The sequence below is a fragment of the Nioella nitratireducens genome, from assembly GCF_001879715.1.
GTDB classification, from domain to species: domain Bacteria; phylum Pseudomonadota; class Alphaproteobacteria; order Rhodobacterales; family Rhodobacteraceae; genus Nioella; species Nioella nitratireducens.
In genome coordinates this window covers 66,417-83,315 of the sequence record NZ_MNBW01000006.1, presented here as the reverse complement: position 1 = coordinate 83,315, position 16,899 = coordinate 66,417, and the positions used below count along the sequence as shown (strand labels likewise).

Here is a 16,899-nt window from a genome sequence, read left to right as displayed (position 1 = left end):
CCCGCGCTGTCAGGCACCGCAACCGGAACCGGCGCGACACCGCGCGACGATCAGGGCGCCGCGGCCGCCATCTGGGGCCGGTCGCCACCGCCGACGGGGGCGGCCTCTCTCGGGCGGGGGGATGCCAGCACGCCTCGCGGCATAAACCCAACCAGCGTCGCCCCGCCCTTGAGCGGCGCCATGCGACAGACAAGGCCACACCCGTCGGCGGTCTCGACAGGTTCGCTCCATGCACAGCGGTCGCCGAAGCCACCGACGAAATCCCGCAGGTCGCCCCAAAGCGGCGACGGCGCGCAGGCCTCTTGCCACTGGCGGCTGGCCTCGATCACCCCGGCGCCGGTCGCGGCAGGCCACATCGTGTCATAGGCTGCGTTAGAGAACACCAACCGCCCATCCTTGGCAAAGACCGCCAGCGCCTCGGGGCTGTCATCCATCACGGCTTGGTAAAGGTCGAGATCGCCACGGAACTTGCGTGTCAGAGTCACCTCTTGGCTGATGTCTTCGAACAGGAAGGCGACGGCCCCGTCGGCATGGGGGCGCCCGATCACGCGGAAGGTCTGGCCGTTGGGCAAGGTCCAGAGTTCCTGGTAGGTGCCATCGCGCGCGGCCTGTTCCAGCGCGGCCATCTCGGCGCGCCATTCCTTGTAATCCTTTGGTTCGGGCATCCGCTGATGTTCGCGCAGCCGATCAAGGAACGCGGGCAGGTCGGGGCGCGCCGACAGCCAGTCCGATGGCAGGGTCGAAAGCGTTACCAGCGCCGGGTTGAACAGGACCAGTTGCCGACGCTTGTCGAAGATCGCCAGACCGATGGGCAGTTGTGCAAAGGTCCGCGACAGGGTTTGAACGAAATCCCGCAGCGAGGTTTCCGCCGCCACCAGCCGGTCGATCGGCCGGGCCACATGCAGGGCACCGCGTTGATAGACGGTGTTTTCGTGTTCGAACCGCAGTGGGTCGGGGCTGTCGGGCAGGTCAAGCGTGACACGGCTCGACGACCCGGACTCTGCCTCTTTGTCGGGGGGGAAAAGGCGGCGGATGGGCCACACCAGCGTTTCGGCTGCCGGATCGGTCCGCTGCAACAGGTCGAAATACGCCTTGTTGGCCCAGACGATCTGGCCGGTGTCATCCTCTTGCCACAGCGCCATCTCTCCGAAGGCGAGGGCGTGGCGCAGCAGGTCAAGCTCATCCGTCATCGCGTCGAGCCCGGCGCTATCGACAAGCCGCCGGTCGCTGCCCGGAGTCGTGGAGGAGATGCTGACGACGCTGCGCCCCTGTTGCAGCCGCCCACTGACCGACAGATCATCGTCGCCGATCCGCGCGGTCACCAGAAAACTGTCGCCGCGCGTTCGCAGCGCATCCATGGCGCGCCCGGCATCGTGGTTCAGCGCCACAAGGCTTTCGCGCAGGTCGCCCCAAGCGGCCACACGGTCATCGGGGTCGGCAAGAAACGGGTCATTGCGCACTGCATCACTGAGGAGATAGCCATCGCGAAAGGTGTAGGAGCAAGGCAGATCCACGCCGCGCAGCAACACATGGGTGTCGGACTGATCGCGGCGAAACAGCACCAGACCGAACCCGACAGCGGTGGCGGCGGCCAACAGGCTGCTGCCCACCACGAAGAACATGGTCATCATATCGGAAAACACGATCTGGCCCCCGTCAAACTGGTCCCAAAGACAGGCGCGTCCCCCACGCCTGCAGATTCATCAATGTTCTCTAAAGGTTAATAAGGGGTTAAACCGGGATCTGCCGGTTTTCCCCGAGCGGTCCCTTGGCCTCTTGATCGGCCACCCGGATCGCATCGAGCGGCCAAGAGACCTCGACCACCGCGCCCCGACGCGCACCGCTTTCCTCGACCAGCAGGAACGGATCGCCCGCGTTGCGAAAGGTGATCGACGCCCCGGAGCGTTCCAGCAAGGTCTTGGCAATGAACAGGCCCAGACCCATGCCCTCGTAGCCGGGACGCTTGGCGCTGTTTTGCGGGCTCTTCCTGCGGCGCAGGAACGGGTCGCCCAACCGGCCCAGCAGGTCCGGGGGATAGCCCCGCCCGTCATCGGTCAGGGTCAGGCGCAGGGCCTTGGCGTCCCATACGCCTTCGATCCAGACGGTGTTGTCGGCGAAATCGACCGCGTTCTGAACGAGGTTGCGCAGACCATGGATGATCTCGGGACGACGCCGGATCACCGGCTGCGCCGCCTGCCCGCCCTCGCTCGGGGCGAAGTCGAACAGCACCTCGATGCCCCGGTCGGTATGGGGGTCGGCCGCCTCGCGCACCACCGCGCCCACGGGGGCCGAACGCATGTGCAGGTCGTCTTTCCCGGCGCGCCCCATGTCGCGCATGATGTCGCGGCAGCGGTCGGCCTGTTCGCGGATCAGGCGGGCGTCTTCGGCCAGTTCGGGGTGATCCTCCAACTCTTCGGCCAGTTCCGTCGAGACCAGCTTTATGGTCGCCAGCGGCGTGCCCAGTTCATGGGCGGCGGCGGCCACCACACCGCCAAGGTCGGTCAGTTTCTGTTCCCGCGCCAGCGCCTCTTGCGTCGCCAAAAGGGCTTGGCTCATCGTGTGGATCTCTTTCGTGACGCGGCGGGCATAGGCCGACAGGAACACGATACCGATCACGATGGCGATCCAGAACCCCAGCAGAAAGAGCGGCGGCAGGGTGATCATCTCGCCATCCCGCATCCTGAGCGGCATGTGGTAAAACGCGATCAGGGTGATCATCACGATGGCGGAAAAGCCAAGGATCAAGGTCGAGCGCATGGTCAGTGCCGTGGCCGAGATCGTGACAGGCGCCAGGATCAGCAAGGAAAACGGGTTGTTGAGACCGCCGGTCAGGAACAGCAGGAACGACAATTGCGTCAGGTCGAAGAGCAGCGTCAGCATCGCGTCCCAGTCGTGCAGCCTCTGGTTTGGCGGAAACACCGTCATTGCGATCATGTTCGACAGCACGGATGACCCGATGGCGAGAAAACACAGACCCAGTTCGACCCGCAGGCCGAAATAGAAGCTGGCCACCACCACGGTCACGGTCTGGCCCAGCACCGCCAGCCAGCGCAGGACCAGCAGCGTTTGCAAGCGCACCCAGTCGCTGCGCAGGTCGCGCATCAGCAGGGTGCGTGTCTGGTCTGGATCAAGGGACATGGGCGGCGCGGCTTTCGGTTCGGCGCGACAGGGGATGTGGGCGTTCTGTCACAGTTTCGCAGTCGTGAATTGATAGACGCGGAAGAATGCCCGATCAACGGCGCGTTGAACCGCAAGGGATCTGCGCCATGAATCGTGTCTATGCCGCCAGTGCTCTGGCTCTTACCGCCGCCCTGATCGCCGGAATCGGCGGATTTATCCTTTGGGGGCGGGCCAATCAGGATGAAGACCTGTTCGCACAATGCCGCGCCACACAGGTCGCGGGCGGCTCGGGCGATATCGGCGGGCCGTTCGAACTGGTGTCGGAAGACGGCGAGACGGTGACGGATGAAGACATCATCACCGGGCCGACACTGATCTATTTCGGCTACACCTTCTGTCCCGATGTCTGCCCTCTGGACAATGCGCGCAACGCCGTCGCGGTGGAAATCCTCGAAGACGAGGGCCGCATGGTGACGCCGGTCTTCATCTCGATCGACCCCGAGCGCGACACCCCCGAGGTTCTGCGCGCCTTCACCGACAACCTGCACCCGCGCATGATCGGCCTGACCGGCACGCCCGACCAGACCGCCGCCGCGTCGCGTGCCTATCGCACCTATTACAACTACCAGGACCCCGGCGAGGACGGGTTCTACCTCGTGGATCACTCGACCTTCACCTACCTGGTGTTCCCCGATTTCGGCTTTGTCGATTTCTTCCGCCGCGATGAATCGCCCGAGGAAATGGCCGACCGGATCAGTTGTTTCATGGATGCCGCAGGGTCGTGAGTCGCCATTCGGCCCAAGCGGACTATTTGACGCTGACGAGGATTTCCGTCTAAGACACAAAGACAATGCGTGGAGGACAGATCGCATGGCCACGGAACGCTCGTTGCGGGATATCGGACCAGACAAATCACTGCTGCTTGTAGATGATGACGAGCCGTTCCTGAGGCGCCTTCAACGCGCGATGGAAAAACGCGGGTTCGAGGTAGAGGCCGCCGAGTCCGTGGCCGCCGGACGCGCCATCGCCACCGCCCGCCCGCCGGCCTATGCCGTGGTCGATCTGCGGCTTGAGGATGGCAACGGGCTGGACGTGGTGGAAACCCTGCGCGAAAAACGCCCCGATGCCCGGATCGTCGTGTTGACCGGCTATGGCGCGATTGCCACCGCCGTCGCCGCGGTCAAGATCGGGGCGACCGACTACCTGTCGAAACCCGCCGACGCCAATGACATCACCGCGGCCCTGCTGGCCGAAGAAGACGACATGCCGCCACCGCCGGAAAACCCGATGAGCGCGGATCGCGTCCGCTGGGAACATATCCAGCGCGTTTATGAACTGTGCGACCGGAATGTCAGCGAGACCGCCCGGCGGCTGAACATGCATCGCCGCACGCTGCAGCGCATCCTCGCCAAGCGCAGCCCCCGTTAAGATGCGCGCGGCTCTCCTGCTCTCCGCCCTCGCCCTTGCGCCTGTGCCATGCCCGGCGCCGAAGGGCCCGCGCCGCAGGGCCTGACCCCCGATGCGGGCGGCCTGCAACCGGCAAGCACAGACCTGCGCATCGACTTTGGCCGGGCGCAAGAGGGGGCGATTGCCACCGTCTCGCGCTTGCTGGGGGCGCAGCCGACCGACATCACCACCATGGCGGATTGCGGCGACGTGACCGCGGCCTACTGGGCCGACGGGCTGACGATGAATTTCGTCGACGGCGATTTCCGCGGCTGGGTTCTGACCGAGCCCGACCTGACCGCCGCCGGGGGGTTGACCGTTGGCGACATGCCGCCTGCGGTGCAGATGGAGAACACCACCCTTGGACAAGAGTTCGAGGTTGGCGGGGTCTGGGCGTTGGTCGAGGAAACCGGCCCCGCGATCACCACGCTCTGGTCCGGCCGCACCTGCTTCTTCCGCTAGACCCGCCTCATCTCGGGCCAAGGCCGCGCCAGGACGGGATGACGCGCTACCCCCGTGCCGCCCGCCGCAGCCAAGACACGAAAGCGGCCAACGCCGGGGGTTTCGGGCCACGGGGGGTCACGATGTGATACCCCAACCCCTCGCTCTCGCCGGTATAGAGCGCCACCAGCCGCCCGTCCCTGAGATCGCCCTCGACCAGCGTCTGCGCCTGAATCGACACCCCGTGCCCGGCGCGAGCCGCCGCCTGCGCGAGGCTGTTGTTAGGCAGTTCGGTGAAATTGATCCGCGCCATATCCAGCCCTGCCGCATGGCCCCAGACCAACTGTTCGCGCGACGCCTCTGACGTGAACCAGCGGTATTGGTCGAGCGCGCCCATCTCGTCCAGCATCCGCCCCTTGGCCAGATCGGGCGCAGCCACCACGACGAAGGGGCTCATGACCAGCGGCTCGACGTCATAACCGGGCCAATCGCCTTCGCCAAAGCGCAGCGCCATGTCAAACCCGTCGCGGCGCAGGTCGATGACCGAAACCGACGGAATCAGCGCCACCTCGATATCGGGGTGGCGCGACCAGAACTGGCCGATCCGGGGCATCAGCCAAGCCTCGGCGAACGAGGGCGTCATGGTCACCTGCAAGGGCCGCTGCCGCTGGTTGTCCATCAGTGTCCGCACGCCCGCCGCGATGGTCGAAAACCCCTCGCCCAGGTCCGCCGCCAACCGCCGCCCCGCCGCCGTGGTCCGCATCCCGCGCCCTTCGCGCAGCATCAGTTTCTGGCCGAAATGGTCTTCCAGGCTGCGCACATGTTGGGCGATGGCGGCATGGGTCACGTTCAATTCCCGCGCCGCCGCCGAAAAGGTTTCCAGGCGGGCCGCCGCCTCGAACGCTCGCAGCGCCGCCAGAGAGGGGATTTCGCGCCAATCCATTATGATAGCTGATCTAACATATGAGATTTATTCCTGATTCGAGATGCAAGGGCAAGATCGCTAGGGTGAGGGCATCAAAGCGAAAGGACCAAACCCATGTTCTCGATCTTCTCCAACGCCATGAAAACCGCGACACGCACTGATATGTGGAACGCACCTGACCACTGGCACCGCCAACAGCAGGACTATCGCACGCGCCGGAACCGGCGGGATGCCGAGCGTGCCCGCCTGCGCCGAAGCCTGTCAGATACCGGGATTCGGTAAGTCAGACTATAGCTGAGCCAACAGCTCTTCGTGCCGCGCGGTGAAATCCGCGCGCACCTCGGCCGGGGGGCGCAAATGCAGGCGCAGACCCTCGGCCAATGCCGGGGCGGGACGGCCAAAGAACCGGTCCGCCTCGGCCTCGGCAAAGCCCGCCAGTTGCGTCGCCTCCAACCAGGCCGAAACCTTGTCGGCCCGCTTGATCCGGGCCTTCACCGTCTTGGGGATCGCGCCCGGCAGACCGAAGCGCAGGTGGATCGCGGCCGCAAGCCGCGCATCAAGCTCGCCATATCCCGGCCCGACCGCCGCCTTGACCGGCGAAATCATGTCTCCGATCACATATTCCGGCGCATCGTGCAGCAGCGCCGCCAACCGCCATTTGACCGGCGCCTCGGGCGATATCCGCGCAAAGATCTGTTCAACCAGCAACGAGTGTTCGGCGACCGAATAGGGGAAATCGCCCTGCGTCTGCCCGTTCCAGCGCGCTACGAAGGCCAGCCCGTGGGCGATATCCTCGATCTCGATATCCACCGGCGTCGGGTCCAGCAGGTCCAGCCTGCGTCCCGACAGCATTCGCTGCCACGCTCTTGGTGTCTGTCTTGCCATCGGTCCTCGCCATCGCGCCCTTGGTCGTGCTGAACTCCTAAAAACCAACTCGTCGCCAGGAATTCAACGACCTCCTTCCCGCAAAGGGCCTTTTACTATGCCTGCGGCGGGCGGGTTTCGGGGGGCATACCGATCCTGTCTTTAAAAAATATGACGCTATATCAGCGCCTTGATCGGCGTTTCCTTGGCCCGGTCCCGTAAGTGCCCCATGTCTCGATCAGTCCCGCGCCGTTGACTTCCCCCCCTTGGCAGAGCAGCCAGCGCGGGGGCTGCTCTGCCACCCGGTGCCGGTTTCAGTGCCACGCCAGCGCAAAGTCCACCCCCGTGAAAGAGCTTCCCCGGCCCGCGCTGTCGCGGTCAGCGCCCCACACGTTGCCGATAGCTTGGCCCGATGCTATGTGCCGTGGCAAAGCTGTACCGGAACGGAGCCCCATGATGGCCGAAAATTATATCGTCAAAGACATTGCGCTGGCCGACTATGGCCGCAAGGAACTCGACATTGCCGAGACCGAGATGCCTGGCCTGATGGCCCTGCGCGAGGAATATGGCGAAAGCAAACCGCTGAAAGGCGCGCGCATCGCGGGCAGCCTGCACATGACGATCCAGACCGCCGTGCTGATCGAAACGCTGGTGCATCTGGGGGCCGATGTCCGGTGGGCCTCGTGCAACATCTTCTCGACCCAGGACCACGCCGCCGCCGCTATCGCGGCCACGGGCGTGCCGGTCTTCGCCATCAAGGGCGAAACGCTGGAGGAATACTGGGACTATGCCGACCGCATCTTCCAGTTCGAGGATGGCGGCTGCAACATGATCCTCGACGATGGCGGCGACGCCACGCTCTATATCCTGATGGGCGCGCGCGTCGAGGAAGGTGAGACCGACCTGATCGAAACCCCCACCTCCGAGGAGGAGGTTGCCCTCTTCGCACAGATCAAGAAGCGCCTCGCCGCCTCGCCCGGCTGGTTCACCAAGCAGCGCCACCTGATCCAGGGCGTGACCGAGGAAACCACCACCGGCGTGCATCGCCTCTACCAGATGATGGAAAAGGGCCACCTGCCCTTCCCTGCCATCAACGTGAACGATTCCGTCACCAAGTCGAAATTCGACAACAAGTACGGCTGCAAGGAATCGCTGGTCGACGGCATCCGCCGCGCCACCGACACCATGATGGCCGGCAAGGTCGCCGTGGTCTGCGGCTATGGCGACGTCGGCAAAGGCTCCGCCGCCTCGCTGCGCGGCGCCGGCGCCCGCGTGAAAGTGACCGAGGCCGACCCGATCTGTGCGCTTCAGGCCGCCATGGACGGGTTCGAGGTGGTGCTGCTGGAGGATGTCGTGTCCTCGGCCGATATCTTCATCACCACCACCGGCAACAAGGACGTGATCCGCATCGAGCATATGCGCGAGATGAAGGACATGGCCATCGTCGGCAATATCGGCCACTTCGACAACGAGATCCAGGTCGCCAATCTCAAGAACCACAAATGGACCAACATCAAGGACCAGGTGGACATGATCGAGATGCCCTCGGGCGCGCGTCTGATCCTGCTCTCCGAAGGCCGCCTGCTGAACCTCGGGAACGCCACCGGGCACCCCTCGTTCGTGATGTCCGCCAGCTTCACCAACCAGACGCTGGCCCAGATCGAGCTGTGGACGCGCGGCGACCAGTACGAGAACAAGGTTTACGTGCTGCCCAAGCATCTCGACGAGAAAGTGGCCAGCCTCCACCTCGCCAAGGTCGGCGCCCGCCTGACCAAACTCAGCGAGGAGCAGGCCTCCTATATCGGCGTCTCGCCGGACGGCCCGTTCAAGCCGGAACATTACCGCTACTGAGGGCGGATCGGTTCAGGAATTTGGAGCACCGGCCAGCGTAAGTTGGCCGGTGTGTTCGTTTGTGCACCGCCGGGCGGGGTGGCGCGGGGATTCCCACCCCCTGTCATCCCCGCGAAAGCGGGGACCTCCCGCCACAAGCGACAGGGTTATAGATCCCCGCTTTCGCGGGGATGACAGCCGTCGCGGGGGTGACAGCTTTCGCGGGGATGACAGGGGCCGGCGTCGGATGGGTGATTTCACCCCTCACGCGTGACCCGTTACTCCTCGCCCCGTCGCGCCTTGTGCCACGCCTTGCTCTCGGCCATCTGGCGGTCGGTCCAGCCGAATTCCGGGCGCTCGTGGGGGCCGTTATCCTCCTGCTCCTTGAACTGGTCGATGGTCTCGTCGCCGCGAAACAGGCCCATCAGCTTGGCGTGCATGAAGCCCTTGAGCACGTCGTTCATGCGCGGGCCGTAGTCGCGGCCCATGGAGCGGAAAAACTTTACCACGTCCTCATCCAGGCGGATGGTCACCCGGCGTTTGTCGGGGCTGGGGCTGTTCGCGATCCGCTCCCACGAGCGGGGGACGCGCCGGTCGATCCAGATGCGGTGGTGCATGTCGAACTCGACCCGCGCCAGCGCGTCGGTCAGGTAGTGGTGATGTTCGCGCTGGCTCTTGCTCAGCGGTGTGCCATCCATGGTCATGGCCCGGTACTCTTGTTGGGAAAGTCCGGGGCAGACTGGCACGATTTTCTTAAAAACCCGTCAAAACCGCGTTTCGTCTGCACGCGGGGTGTACGGGGGGTGCACAGGGGGTGCACGCATGGCACCCCCCTGTTTTGGGAAAGTCGGAGTCACGCCAGGGGAGGCAGGCCCTTGACCACACCTTCCTGCAAAACCGCCGGATCATAGGCTTTCCGGCCAAAAACCTCTCGCACCATAGGCTCGAACACCTCCAGCGGCTCGTACTGGTAATCGGGATCGAAAGACGCCTGGTCCCAGCGTTCACAGAAATCCGCGCAGCACTGCCAGCAGGGATGATCCTTGAATTCATCGCGCGCATTGCGGTCCCAGCCGTAATGGTGGCCGTAGTAAAAAACCTGAAAGATTCCATGGTGTTCCACAACCCAGGCCACCTCGTCCCGCACAAACGGCCGGATCACCTCGGCGGAAAAGCGGTCGTGGTTCTGGGGGGCCAGACCGTCGCCGATATCATGCAATAAAGCGCCGACAACCCAGTCGATATCCGCCCCATCCCGCAGCGCGCGGGTGCCGGATTGCAGCCCGTGTTCCAGCCGGGTGATGCGGTATCCTTCAAGCGACACCTCGCCCTGACGGCGCAGCTCGTCCAACACGCGGTCGGCGGTCAGGGCCAGATAGGGTTTTTCGAGCCTCTCCAACAGCTTGTAATCCTCTTTCGTCCCGTTCTTCATCTGGGTGAAACTGACTGTGTGTTCGGCTGTCATCGTCGTGATCTCCTGCTGCATGGACGGGTATTCGGCCCCACCTTAGCCGTCATCGTGGTCCACGACACGGCCGTTTCCGATACCGCGCCTGCCTCGGCCTGACGCTTGGGAAACCGGCTGAAAATCGTCTCTCCAACCCGCATTGCGCTGCATTTGGCCGCCCTTTTCGGGGGATAACCAAAGTTTTTCGTTGTCAGCGAAAGGAGAGGCGGGTTTCATACCCGCGACCCGACAGGGCCGAATGACATTGAGAATAACGGGGAGATCAACATGGGCAAACGCGACGAGCTGATCGCAAAATACGCGGAAGACCTGCGCAGCAAATGCGGGATGGAGCCGGACATGGACCTGCTGACCAAGGTCACCATCGGCTGCGGTCCCGCGATCTATGACGCGGACGCCTCGACTGTTGCCGGGTCTCAGGCAAGCGAGTTGGAGACGGTCAAGAACAACTTCCTGATCAAGAAACTCGGGCTGTCCGACGGCCCCGCCCTAATGGACGCCATCAACTCGGCGATCGACACCTATGGCAAATCCGAGCGCAACAAATATCGCGCCGTGATCTATTACCTGCTGACCAAACATTTCGGCAAAGAGAGCGTCTACGGCTGAGCCGGACGCCGCTTGCGACAAGGGGCCTGCCGATCCGGCGGGCCTTTTCATTTCCGGTTTGGCTAAAATGCAGCGGGCATTTCCTTTGCGCAGTCGCAGGTTCGTGGGCTAGGGTCTACCTGTCCCGACCAGGATGGCGGACCCTTATAGAACACGTGCGGAGCGAGCGATTGCGCGTGGGTGTAGGAGGGTCCCGGGGGGTCGGGACCCTCCTTTTTCGTTGGTTGTGGCATGTCACGTCACGCTTTGGTGGCTGCCGTGACTTCAGTGGCCCGTATAGACACCGCAGCTACCCATGGCAGCCGGTCATCTCGACGGCGCGGCCATCGCCCAGCACCGTGATCCGCAGGGTCGAGCGGTCGAGCGCGAAGGGCCCCGCATCGGGCGGCACGATATCAGCGGTCGCTGTCAGCGTGTTGCCGTGGCGCGCGGTTTCGGCCTCGGAAATCCAGGTGCCGGGATCGGGCAATTCAAAGACCACCACCTCGGCCCCGCCCTGACGGGCGATGGGAATGGTCGCCTCGATCCGCAGCCCGTCCGAGATCGGCGTCAGGGTGCAGGCAATCGACCCCGCCCCCGCCTCTGCGCGGGTCAGCGGGCGATCGGCAAGGGCGGCCGCGATACGCGGGTCGGGATGGCCACCGGCGGGCAATGTGCCGCGCAGGCGCAGCGTCACCGGCATGCAGATGTCATGGCAGACACCGATTTCCAGTTGTCCCGACAGACGGATCGGCCCGGTGCCCTCGGTCAGCGTCAGTTCCAGCGGAAACACCACGTCCTGCCGATAGCCGATGGACCGCATACCGTTCGACTCGAACACCTCGGGCACCGGCCAGTGGATATCCACGCCTTCCAGCCCGGCGCGGTCGCGCAGGCTGAGATGCGGGGGAATGCCGGCCTCGCCCGGGGCGCGCCAATAGGTTTTCCAGCCCGGTGCAAGATGAATGGCCAACCCGGCCATGTGGCTGCCGTCGTCCCGGCGCCAGCCCTGCAAGAGCTCGACCTGGACGATATCGGAATCGGACAGGGGCGCGTCGGCCTGCGCCGCTGTCGCCGCCATCAGACCAAGTGCGACCAGCGCGGGGAAAAGCGTTCTCTTCATCATCGCAAGACAGGTATGGCCTCGCTTTGGCAAAAGGAAGTCACGTTTTGGCGAAAGCGCTGTCATCCGTTGCCGATCTGGCGCGTTCCCCCCTTGCCCGCTTGCACATATACGGGATTCCGCACATGCTTGACCGGGCAGAAAGAACAAGGTGCAGATGTCCACAAATCTCACAGGCCACCTCCTGATCGCCATGCCCGGAATGGGCGACCCCCGCTTTGCCGGGGCTGTGGTCTTTCTCTGCGATCATTCCGACGAGGGGGCGATGGGGCTGATCATCAACAAGCCGGTCAGCGACCTCAGTTTTGCGCAGATGATCGGCCAGTTGGGGATCGAGGCGATTTCCCCGCCCAAGGTGCCGGTGCTGTTCGGCGGGCCGGTGGAAACCGGGCGTGGCTTCGTGCTGCACAGCGACGATTACGACGAAGACGGCAACACCATGCATGTGGTTGGCGGCTTCGGCATGACCGCGACGCTCGATGTGCTGGAAGACCTTGCCCATGGCGACGGCCCGGAGCAGGCGGTCATGGCGCTCGGCTATGCCGGGTGGGCACCGGGACAGCTGGAGGCCGAGATCCAGCAGAACGGCTGGCTGACCTGCGACGCCGATGCCGGGATCGTTTTTGGCCGCGACATGGATGGCAAATGGGAGGCTGCCCTTAAAAAGCTGGGCGTGTCGCCGCTTATGCTGTCCGCCGACGCCGGACGCGCCTGACCCGGGCGAGGAGCGCGCCGTCTCAGGCCCTTCTGAAGAGAGGCGGCCTCAGCGTGGGGCCGCGGCGCGCGAAAGCCGGTCGTTGATGGCGCGGCCAAGGCCAGTGCCCGGGATCGGCGCGACGTGGATCGCAGGGGCGTTGCGCTCGGTTGCAAGCCGGTCGGCCTCATGCAGCACGCGAAAGAGGTTGGCAGCGGCTTCGGTCAGGTCGCCACTGGCGGTCAAGGTCAGGTCGGGGCCGTCCTGGGCAAAGCCCACGCGGATGGTCTTCGGGTCGCTCAGATCGCTGTTCAGCACCACCGGCGCCCCCGGCGCGTAATGGCTGGACAACTGCCCCGGTGCCTGCACCTTGCCGGGCGTGGTATCGGTGACAAGCGGGCCGGTCAGCCCCTCGACCGCCTCGCGCGGCAGCCCGCCTTCGCGCAACAGCCGCGTGCCGGTGTCGGAGGGGGCGAGGATGGTCGACTCGACGCCGACCCCGCAGGGCCCGCCATCCAGAACCGCCGCGATCCGCCCCTCCAGCCCCGCCAGCACATGCGCTGCCGTGGTCGGGCTGATCCGCCCCGAGGGATTGGCCGAGGGGGCGGCGATGGGGCCGCCAAATGCCTGCAACACCGCGCGCATCACCGGGTGGGCTGGCAGGCGCAACGCCACGCTGTCCAGTCCCGCCGTCACCAGCGGCGACAGCCCGTGCCCCGTGCGCAGCGGCAACACCATGGTCAGCGGGCCGGGCCAGAAGGTCGCGGCCAGGGCGCGGGCGGTGGCGTTCAGGTCCGCGATCCGCTCGGCGGCCTCAAGCGTCGGCAGATGCACGATCAACGGGTTGAACCGCGGCCGCCCCTTGGCCTGGAAGATCCGGGCGCAGGCAAGGTCGCTGGTGGCGTCGCCTGCAAGGCCATAGACTGTTTCGGTCGGCAGGCCCACAATCTGCCCATCGGCCACAAGGCGGGCCGCGCGGGCCACCCCTGCGTCATCGGGCATCAGGATTTCAGTCTTGCCGTGGGCCATGAGCGACGTAACGTTTCTGTTGATCGGGGGCGATATCGCAAAATATCTGCCTCAGAGACAGGCCCATAGCGCGCGCGGCGCGCCATGCCAAGGAGGAGTGACCATGCCCTACACCGCCCCCGTATCCGAGTTCGACTTCCTGATGAGCCATATCGTCGGCTTCGACCGCGTTTCGGCGACCGACACCTTCGCCGAGGCCAGCCCCGACATGGTCACCGCGATCCTGACCGAGGCGGGCAAGATGGCCGAAACCGTGCTGGCCCCCCTGAACCGGGGCGGAGACGCGCACGGGGCCTATCTGGAAAACGGTGTCGTGCGTACCTCTCCGGGCTTTGCCGACGGCTACAAGGCGATTGCAGAGGGCGGCTATGTCGGCATGTCGGCGGACCCGGGCTATGGCGGGCTTGGCCTGCCGATGACGGTGACGACGGCGGTGAACGAGATGATCGGCTCGGCCTGCCTGTCGCTGCAACTGAACCCGCTGATGACGCAGGGCCAGATCGAGGCGCTGGAACATCACGCCAGCGACGAGTTGAAGGCGCTCTACCTGCCCAAGCTGATTTCGGGCGAGTGGTGTGGCACCATGAACCTGACCGAGGCGCAGGCGGGCTCTGACGTGGGCGCGCTGCGCACCAAGGCAGAGCCTAATGGCGATGGCACCTATGCGATCACGGGGCAAAAGATCTACATTTCCTGGGGCGACAACGATTTTTCAGGCAATGTCTGCCACCTCGTGCTGGCGCGGCTGCCCGATGGTGCGCCGGGAACCAAGGGCATCAGCCTGTTCATGGTGCCGAAACTCATTCCCGATGAAAACGGCGAACCGGGCGCGCGCAACAGCCTGAGCGTCGTCAGCCTTGAGCACAAGATGGGCCTGCATGGCTCGCCCACTGCCGTGATGCAGTATGATGGCGCCACCGGCTGGATGATCGGCAAACCGCATGGCGGGATGGCGGCAATGTTTACCATGATGAACAACGCGCGGCTCGGCGTTGGCGTGCAGGGGCTGTGCGCCGCCGAAGGCGCCTATCAGCACGCGCTGGCCTACGCGACTGAGCGCAAGCAGGGCCGCAGCCCGGTCGAGGGTGGCACCGGAACGATCCTCGACCACGCCGATGTGCGCCGGATGCTGATGCAGATGAAGGCAGAGATCTTCGCCGCCCGCGCCATCGCCCTCGACAACGCCCTGTCGATCGACATGGCCAAGGCGACCGGCGACGACGCGTGGACGGCGCGGGCGGCGCTGCTGACCCCGGTGACCAAGGCCTATGGGACCGAAACCGGGATCGCCGTCAGCCAGCTTGGCATCCAGGTGCATGGTGGCATGGGCTTCATCGAGGAAACCGGCGCGGCGCAATATCTGCGCGACGTGCGCGTGACCGCGATCTACGAGGGCACGAACGGCATTCAGGCGATGGACCTTGTCGCACGCAAGATGATGGATGGCGGGGCCGCGATGGCCGCCCTGCTCGATGAGGTCGATGCAACCGCGACGGCAGGCGACCATGCCGGGCTGGCGACAGGCTCCACCGCCCTGCGCCAAGCGACGGAAACGCTTGTGGGCATGGAGATGAACGACCGCTTTGCCGGGGCCGTGCCCTACCTGATGGCCGTGGCGCGCGTGCTTGGCGGGCACTATCACCTCAAGGCCGCCCTGGCAGAGGGCGGGACCGGACCGCGCAGCAAGCTGGCGACGTTCTTCCTTGGACGTCTGCTGCCAGAAGCGCACGGGCTTTTGACGCAGGCGCTGACCGGGGCGGACGACCTATATGCCCTCAGCGCCGACGAGTTCGCGGCGTGATCCGCTACCCGTTCGAAACACCCCCCGCCCCCGGCGACGCGATCGAGGTCGCCGAGGGCATCCTGTGGCTGCGCTTTCCGCTGCCGATGGCGCTCGATCACGTCAATGTCTTTGCATTGCGCGATGGCGCGGGCTGGACCATCGTCGATACCGGCTTTGACAGCCGCAAAGCGCGCGACATCTGGACAACCGCGCTGGCCGGGCCGCTGCAAGGGCTGCCCGTCACCCGCGTGATCGTGACCCACCACCACCCCGACCATGTCGGCCTTGCCGGCTGGTTTCAGGAAAACGGGGCCGAGCTGGTCACCACCCGCACCGCGTGGCTGATGGCGCGAATGCTGGTCCTGGACGAGCAAGAGGCCCCGACCGAGGAAACCCTGGCCTTTTGGCGAGCAGCGGGGATGGACGCCGAAATTTACGCCAAGAGGCGGTTTGAAAAACCGTTCAACTTCGCCGATGTCGTGGCGCCGATGCCGCTTGGGTATACCCGCATCCGCGAGGGCGACGTGCTGCCCATCGGCGGCCGCGATTGGGAGGTGCGGATCGGCCACGGCCATGCGCCGGAACATGCCACCCTGTGGTGCCGGGACGCACCGCTCGTGCTTGGCGGCGATCAGCTCTTGCCGTCGATCTCGCCCAATCTGGGCGTTTACGCGACCGAACCCGCGGCCGACCCCGTGACCGACTGGATCGAAAGCTGTAGCCACCTCGCGCGCTATGCCCGCGCCGACCAGCTTGTGCTGCCCGGCCACAAGCTGCCCTTCACCGGCCTGCCCGACCGGCTGCACCAATTGATCGAGAACCACCACGGCGCGCTGTCACGTCTGCGTGATCACCTTGATCGCCCGCGCGTCGCCACCGACTGCTTCAAACCCCTGTTCAAGCGAGAGATCGGCGAAGGCACCTATGGCCTCGCCATGGTCGAGGCGGTGGCGCATCTCAACCATTTGCTTGCCCTGGGCGAGGTCACGCGCGAAAAACGCGATGACGGCGCGTGGCTTTGGCAACTTACGGACGGGACATGACCAACGACATCCAGACATCGGCCGAGGCGATGGAAAACGCCGCCCTGCCGCAGGCGCGGGTGGTGCATTGCGATCCCGGTGCCCGCCCCACCCCCGAGGAAATGCCCCTGCCCGCGAAGGTTCAGGAAAAGCCGATAGAGGAAAAATCCCCGGCGGAATGGGCCTATGAGCGGATCATCCTCTATATCAAGAATTTCGAGGAACAGCTCGATTCCGAGCACGAGGTCGCCATGGGCTTTGCCGGCTCCGACACGGGCGTGATCCGGATCGAGGGGATGGGATTCTTCGCCCCGGATATCCTGACCTTCTATGGCAGTGATGGCTCGGGGCTCAAAACCCAGTTGATCCAGCATGTCAGCCAATTGAACGTGGCCCTGCGCGCACTGCCGCGTCTGCCGGATCAGCCCGCGCACCGCATCGGCTTTCAATTGGCCGCAGATCTGGGGGACACGCCCCCCGAGGCCGAACCCGAACCGGGGTCCAACGGCAACAGCTAGGCACTGCGGCGCTTTGCGGACCGTGACAGACGCGGCGAATTGGGCTAA

At 65.0% G+C, this 16,899-nt stretch carries 18 protein-coding genes; 10 read left to right on the top strand and 8 right to left on the bottom strand.

Going from position 1 to position 16,899, the window contains the following annotated elements:
* Window positions 1-50: 50 nt before the first annotated feature.
* Window positions 51-1,643: a PAS-domain containing protein gene (locus BKY27_RS07275; RefSeq protein ID WP_146636204.1), complete on the bottom strand. Its 1,593-nt coding sequence runs from the start codon at window positions 1,641-1,643 to the stop codon at window positions 51-53.
* An 88-nt stretch (window positions 1,644-1,731) separates the two neighbouring features.
* A complete protein-coding gene (gene regB / locus BKY27_RS07270; RefSeq protein WP_071673793.1) occupies window positions 1,732-3,138 on the bottom strand; it encodes a sensor histidine kinase RegB in 1,407 nt (468 codons plus the stop codon).
* Between the two features lie 128 nt (window positions 3,139-3,266).
* Between regB and BKY27_RS07265 the strand changes: the two genes are divergently transcribed.
* The 3 genes from BKY27_RS07265 (at window position 3,267) to BKY27_RS07255 (ending at window position 5,028) form a co-directional block, all read left to right on the top strand.
* Window positions 3,267-3,905 (top strand): SCO family protein, encoded by a 639-nt coding sequence (locus BKY27_RS07265; protein WP_071673940.1) that lies wholly within the window; start codon window positions 3,267-3,269, stop codon window positions 3,903-3,905.
* An 85-nt stretch (window positions 3,906-3,990) separates the two neighbouring features.
* Entirely contained in the window at window positions 3,991-4,548 is a 558-nt protein-coding gene (locus BKY27_RS07260; RefSeq protein WP_071673792.1) for an ActR/PrrA/RegA family redox response regulator transcription factor, read from the top strand.
* A gap of 48 nt (window positions 4,549-4,596) precedes the next feature.
* Window positions 4,597-5,028: a hypothetical protein gene (locus BKY27_RS07255; protein WP_071673791.1), complete on the top strand. Its 432-nt coding sequence runs from the start codon at window positions 4,597-4,599 to the stop codon at window positions 5,026-5,028.
* Window positions 5,029-5,074: 46 nt separating this feature from the next.
* On the opposite strand, the gene BKY27_RS07250 is transcribed toward BKY27_RS07255, so the two are convergent.
* Window positions 5,075-5,950 (bottom strand): LysR family transcriptional regulator, encoded by an 876-nt coding sequence (locus BKY27_RS07250; RefSeq protein WP_071673790.1) that lies wholly within the window; start codon window positions 5,948-5,950, stop codon window positions 5,075-5,077.
* Between the two features lie 96 nt (window positions 5,951-6,046).
* Between BKY27_RS07250 and BKY27_RS20130 the strand changes: the two genes are divergently transcribed.
* Window positions 6,047-6,214 carry a hypothetical protein gene (locus tag BKY27_RS20130; protein WP_158514967.1) on the top strand — a complete coding sequence of 56 codons (168 nt, stop codon included), beginning with the start codon at window positions 6,047-6,049 and terminating at the stop codon, window positions 6,212-6,214.
* 6 nt (window positions 6,215-6,220) lie between these two features.
* On the opposite strand, the gene BKY27_RS07245 is transcribed toward BKY27_RS20130, so the two are convergent.
* Window positions 6,221-6,817 (bottom strand): HD domain-containing protein, encoded by a 597-nt coding sequence (locus BKY27_RS07245; protein ID WP_071673789.1) that lies wholly within the window; start codon window positions 6,815-6,817, stop codon window positions 6,221-6,223.
* A 435-nt stretch (window positions 6,818-7,252) separates the two neighbouring features.
* Here BKY27_RS07245 and ahcY point away from each other — a divergent pair, with 435 nt between their 5' ends.
* Window positions 7,253-8,647, top strand: a complete 1,395-nt coding sequence (ahcY, locus tag BKY27_RS07240; protein ID WP_071673788.1) for an adenosylhomocysteinase — start codon at window positions 7,253-7,255, stop codon at window positions 8,645-8,647.
* Between the two features lie 257 nt (window positions 8,648-8,904).
* Here ahcY and BKY27_RS07235 read toward each other — a convergent pair whose 3' ends face one another.
* Both BKY27_RS07235 and BKY27_RS07230 read right to left on the bottom strand, forming a co-directional pair.
* Window positions 8,905-9,330, bottom strand: coding sequence for a BrnA antitoxin family protein (locus BKY27_RS07235; RefSeq protein WP_071673787.1), 426 nt, complete (start codon window positions 9,328-9,330; stop codon window positions 8,905-8,907).
* A 149-nt stretch (window positions 9,331-9,479) separates the two neighbouring features.
* Complete coding sequence (locus BKY27_RS07230) at window positions 9,480-10,091, bottom strand: HD domain-containing protein (RefSeq protein WP_233491792.1); 612 nt, start codon at window positions 10,089-10,091, stop codon at window positions 9,480-9,482.
* 270 nt (window positions 10,092-10,361) lie between these two features.
* On the opposite strand from BKY27_RS07230, the gene BKY27_RS07225 reads away from it, so the two are divergent.
* Entirely contained in the window at window positions 10,362-10,703 is a 342-nt protein-coding gene (locus tag BKY27_RS07225) for a DUF2853 family protein (RefSeq protein WP_071673786.1), read from the top strand.
* 289 nt (window positions 10,704-10,992) lie between these two features.
* On the opposite strand, the gene BKY27_RS07220 is transcribed toward BKY27_RS07225, so the two are convergent.
* On the bottom strand, window positions 10,993-11,808 hold the full coding sequence (locus BKY27_RS07220; protein WP_084667890.1) for a protein-disulfide reductase DsbD domain-containing protein: 816 nt from the start codon (window positions 11,806-11,808) through the stop codon (window positions 10,993-10,995).
* A 154-nt stretch (window positions 11,809-11,962) separates the two neighbouring features.
* Here BKY27_RS07220 and BKY27_RS07215 point away from each other — a divergent pair, with 154 nt between their 5' ends.
* Window positions 11,963-12,520 (top strand): YqgE/AlgH family protein, encoded by a 558-nt coding sequence (locus BKY27_RS07215; protein ID WP_071673785.1) that lies wholly within the window; start codon window positions 11,963-11,965, stop codon window positions 12,518-12,520.
* Between the two features lie 48 nt (window positions 12,521-12,568).
* Here BKY27_RS07215 and BKY27_RS07210 read toward each other — a convergent pair whose 3' ends face one another.
* Entirely contained in the window at window positions 12,569-13,528 is a 960-nt protein-coding gene (locus BKY27_RS07210; RefSeq protein WP_071673784.1) for an L-threonylcarbamoyladenylate synthase, read from the bottom strand.
* 103 nt (window positions 13,529-13,631) lie between these two features.
* On the opposite strand from BKY27_RS07210, the gene BKY27_RS07205 reads away from it, so the two are divergent.
* Genes BKY27_RS07205 through BKY27_RS07195 form a run of 3 tightly spaced genes read left to right on the top strand, consistent with a single transcriptional unit; the run spans window position 13,632 to window position 16,851 of the window.
* On the top strand, window positions 13,632-15,329 hold the full coding sequence (locus BKY27_RS07205; RefSeq protein ID WP_071673783.1) for an acyl-CoA dehydrogenase: 1,698 nt from the start codon (window positions 13,632-13,634) through the stop codon (window positions 15,327-15,329).
* Window positions 15,326-16,354 (top strand): MBL fold metallo-hydrolase, encoded by a 1,029-nt coding sequence (locus BKY27_RS07200; RefSeq protein ID WP_071673782.1) that lies wholly within the window; start codon window positions 15,326-15,328, stop codon window positions 16,352-16,354. The genes BKY27_RS07205 and BKY27_RS07200 overlap by 4 nt, the downstream gene beginning before the upstream one ends.
* The gene (locus tag BKY27_RS07195) at window positions 16,351-16,851 is read left to right on the top strand and encodes a DUF6173 family protein (protein ID WP_071673781.1); all 501 of its coding nucleotides are present in this window, start codon (window positions 16,351-16,353) and stop codon (window positions 16,849-16,851) included. The genes BKY27_RS07200 and BKY27_RS07195 overlap by 4 nt, the downstream gene beginning before the upstream one ends.
* Window positions 16,852-16,899: the final 48 nt, after the last annotated feature.